The organism is Pseudomonas sp. BIGb0278 (assembly GCF_024809895.1).
Classification (GTDB): Bacteria; Pseudomonadota; Gammaproteobacteria; order Pseudomonadales; family Pseudomonadaceae; genus Aquipseudomonas; species Aquipseudomonas shirazensis.
In genome coordinates this window covers 1-4,775 of the sequence record NZ_JANUEL010000013.1, presented here as the reverse complement: position 1 = coordinate 4,775, position 4,775 = coordinate 1, and the positions used below count along the sequence as shown (strand labels likewise).

Sequence of the window (4,775 nt, the reverse complement as noted above, 5' to 3'; positions counted from 1 at the left end):
ACTGTAACCGCGGTCAACGGCGGTGACTTCGAAGCCGTCGATCTGACCGGCGCGACCACCACTGTTGCCGTCGAAGACACCATCGATACCACGACCGTGGCCGTCACTGCGGAAGCTGCGAAAGAAGGCGACGCGAACCTCACCTTCAACCTCCAGCTGAGCAATCCGCCGCAGGCGGGTACCACTGCTACCTTGACCGTTAACGTCGGTGGCACTGATTACACGGTAACTGTTGGCGCTGATGGCAAGGGCACCTTGTCGGTCCCGAACACCAACATCGAAGACGTCTACAAAGACGGCAGCGAAGTCACTGCGACCGTGACCGCGGTCAATGGTGGCAATTTCGAAGCCGTCGATCTGACCGGCGCGACCACCACTGTCGCTGTCGAAGACACCATCGACACCACGACCGTGGCCGTCACTGCTGAAGCTGCGAAGGAGGGTGATGCGAACCTCACCTTCAACTTCCAGCTGAGCAATCCGCCGCAGGCGGGTACCACTGCTACCTTGACCGTCAACGTCGGTGGTACTGATTACACCGTCACAGTTGGCGCTGATGGCAAGGGCACCTTGTCGGTCCCGAATACCAACGTTGAAGACGTGTACAAAGACGGTAGCGAAGTCACCGCGACTGTCACTGCGGTCAATGGCGGCAATTTCGAAGCCGTCGATCTGACTGGCGCGACTACCACTGTCGCTGTCGAAGACACCATCGACACCACGACTGTGGCCGTCACTGCTGAAGCTGCGAAAGAAGGTGACGCAAACCTGACCTTCAACTTCCAGCTGAGCAACCCGCCGCAGGCGGGTACCACTGCTACCTTGACCGTTAACGTCGGTGGCACTGATTACACCGTCACTGTGGGCGCCGATGGCAAGGGCACTCTCCAGGTCCCGAACACCAACGTTGAAGACGTCTACGAAGACGGCAGCGAAGTCACTGCGACCGTCACTGCGGTCAATGGCGGTAACTTCGAAGCGGTCGATCTGACCGGCGCGACCACCACTGTCGCTGTCGAAGACACCATCGACACCACCACCGTGGCCGTCACTGCTGAAGCCGCGAAGGAGGGTGATGCGAACCTCACCTTCAACTTCCAGCTGAGCAACCCGCCTCAGGTTGGCAGCACGACCACCCTGACCGTCAATGTCGGTGGCACAAACTACACCGTTGATATCGATGCTTCCGGCAAAGGTACTCTGCTGGTTCCGAACACCAACGTTGAAGACGTCTACAAAGATGGCAGCGAAGTGACTGCCACCGTCACGGGCGTCACCGGCGGCAACTTCGAAGCGGTCGATCTGACCGGCGCGACCACCACTGTCGCTGTCGAAGACACCATCGACACCACCACCGTGGCCGTCACTGCTGAAGCCGCGAAGGAGGGCGACGCGAACCTCACCTTCAACTTCCAGCTGAGCAATCCGCCGCAGGCGGGTACCACTGCTACCTTGACCGTTAACGTCGGTGGCACTGATTACACGGTAACTGTTGGCGCTGATGGCAAGGGCACCTTGTCGGTCCCGAACACCAACATCGAAGACGTCTACAAAGACGGCAGCGAAGTCACTGCGACCGTGACCGCGGTTAATGGTGGCAATTTCGAAGCCGTCGATCTGACCGGCGCGACCACCACTGTCGCTGTCGAAGACACCATCGACACCACGACTGTGGCCGTCACTGCTGAAGCTGCGAAAGAAGGTGATGCGAACCTCACCTTCAACTTCCAGCTGAGCAATCCGCCGCAGGCGGGTACCACTGCTACCTTGACCGTTAACGTCGGTGGCACTGATTACACGGTAACTGTTGGCGCTGATGGCAAGGGCACCCTCCAGGTCCCTAACACCAACGTTGAAGACGTCTACAAAGACGGTAGCGAAGTCACTGCGACTGTAACCGCGGTCAACGGCGGTAACTTCGAAGCTGTGGATCTGACTGGCGCGACCACTACTGTCGCTGTCGAAGACACCATCGACACCACCACTGTGGCCGTCACTGCGGAAGCTGCGAAAGAAGGTGACGCAAACCTCACCTTCAACTTCCAGCTGAGCAACCCACCGCAGGCGGGTAGCACTGCTACCTTGACCGTTAACGTCGGTGGCACTGATTACACCGTCACTGTGGGCGCCGATGGCAAGGGCACTCTCCAGGTCCCGAACACCAACGTTGAAGACGTCTACAAAGACGGTAGCGAAGTCACTGCAACCGTCACTGCCGTCAATGGCGGTAACTTCGAAGCCGTCGACCTGACTGGCGCGACCACCACCGTTGCTGTCGAAGACACCATCGACACCACCACTGTGGCTGTTACTGCCGAAGCAGCGAAGGAGGGTGATGCGAACCTCACCTTCAACTTCCAGCTCAGCAATCCGCCGCAGGCTGGCAGCACCACGACTCTGACTGTAAATGTCGGTGGCACTAACTACACCGTCAACGTTGGCGCCGATGGCAAGGGCACCTTGTCGGTCCCGAATACCAACGTTGAAGACGTGTACAAAGACGGTAGCGAAGTCACCGCGACTGTCACTGCGGTCAATGGCGGCAATTTCGAAGCCGTCGATCTGACTGGCGCGACCACCACTGTCGCTGTCGAAGACACCATCGACACCACGACTGTGGCCGTCACTGCTGAAGCTGCGAAAGAAGGTGATGCGAACCTCACCTTCAACTTCCAGTTGAGCAACCCGCCGCAGGCTGGCAGCACTACGACTCTGACTGTAAATGTCGGTGGCACTGATTACACGGTAACTGTTGGCGCCGATGGCAAGGGCACTCTCCAGGTCCCGAACACCAACGTTGAAGACGTCTACAAGGACGGCAGTGAAGTCACTGCGACCGTCACTGCGGTCAATGGCGGCAACTTCGAAGCCGTCGATCTGACCGGCGCGACCACGACTGTCGCTGTCGAAGACACCATCGACACCACCACTGTGGCCGTCACTGCTGAGGCTGCGAAAGAAGGTGACGCAAACCTCACCTTCAACTTCCAGTTGAGCAACCCGCCGCAGGCTGGCAGCACCACGACTCTGACTGTAAATGTCGGTGGCACTAACTACACCGTCAACGTTGGCGCCGATGGCAAGGGCACCCTCCAGGTCCCTAACACCAACATCGAAGACGTCTACAAAGACGGTAGCGAAGTCACTGCAACCGTGACCGCAGTCAATGGCGGTAACTTCGAAGCTGTGGATCTGACCGGCGCGACCACCACTGTTGCCGTCGAAGACACCATCGATACCACGACTGTGGCCGTCACTGCTGAAGCTGCGAAGGAGGGTGATGCGAACCTCACCTTCAACTTCCAGCTGAGCAACCCGCCTCAGGTTGGCAGCACGACCACCCTGACCGTCAATGTCGGTGGCACAAACTACACCGTTGATATCGATGCTTCCGGCAAAGGTACTCTGCTGGTTCCGAACACCAACGTTGAAGACGTCTACAAAGATGGTAGCGAAGTCACCGCGACCGTCACTGCGGTCAATGGCGGTAACTTTGAAGCTGTGGATCTGACCGGCGCGACCACCACTGTTGCCGTCGAAGACACCATCGATACCACGACTGTGGCCGTCACTGCTGAAGCTGCGAAAGAAGGGGATGCCAACCTCACCTTCAACTTCCAGCTGAGCAATCCGCCGCAGGTTGGCAGCACCACGACCCTGACTGTAAATGTCGGTGGCACTAACTACACCGTTGATATCGATGCTTCCGGCAAGGGTACTCTGCTGGTTCCGAATACCAACGTTGAAGACGTCTACAAAGACGGTAGTGAAGTCACTGCGACTGTAACCGCGGTCAACGGCGGTAACTTCGAAGCTGTGGATCTGACTGGCGCGACCACCACCGTTGCTGTCGAAGACACCATCGACACCACCACCGTGGCTGTTACTGCCGAAGCTGCGAAAGAAGGTGACGCAAACCTCACCTTCAACTTCCAGCTGAGCAACCCACCGCAGGCGGGTACCACTGCTACCTTGACCGTTAACGTCGGTGGCACTGATTACACCGTCACTGTGGGCGCCGATGGCAAGGGCACTCTCCAGGTCCCGAACACCAACGTTGAAGACGTCTACAAAGACGGCAGCGAAGTCACTGCAACCGTAACCGCAGTCAATGGCGGTAACTTCGAAGCTGTGGATCTGACCGGCGCGACCACTACTGTCGCTGTCGAAGACACCATCGACACCACCACTGTGGCTGTTACTGCCGAAGCTGCGAAAGAAGGTGACGCAAACCTCACCTTCAACTTCCAGCTGAGCAACCCACCGCAGGCGGGTACCACTGCTACCTTGACCGTTAACGTCGGTGGCACTGATTACACGGTCACTGTGGGCGCTGATGGCAAGGGCACTCTCCAAGTCCCGAACACCAACGTTGAAGATGTCTACAAAGACGGTAGCGAAGTCACTGCGACTGTAACCGCGGTCAATGGCGGTAACTTCGAAGCTGTGGATCTGACTGGCGCGACCACCACCGTTGCTGTCGAAGACACCATCGATACCACCACCGTGGCTGTTACTGCCGAAGCTGCGAAAGAAGGTGACGCAAACCTCACCTTCAACTTCCAGCTGAGCAACCCACCGCAGGCGGGTACCACTGCTACCTTGACCGTTAACGTCGGTGGCACTGATTACACGGTCACTGTTGGCGCTGATGGCAAGGGCACTCTCCAAGTCCCGAACACCAACGTTGAAGATGTCTACAAAGACGGTAGTGAAGTCACTGCGACTGTAACCGCGGTCAACGGCGGTAACTTCGAAGCTGTGGATCTGACTGG

1 protein-coding gene is annotated in these 4,775 nt (G+C 57.9%); it reads left to right on the top strand.

The features are described 5' to 3' along the window. On the top strand, positions 1-4,775 hold a 4,775-nt coding region (locus M2396_RS24100), incomplete at both ends, for an immunoglobulin-like domain-containing protein (RefSeq protein ID WP_259078992.1).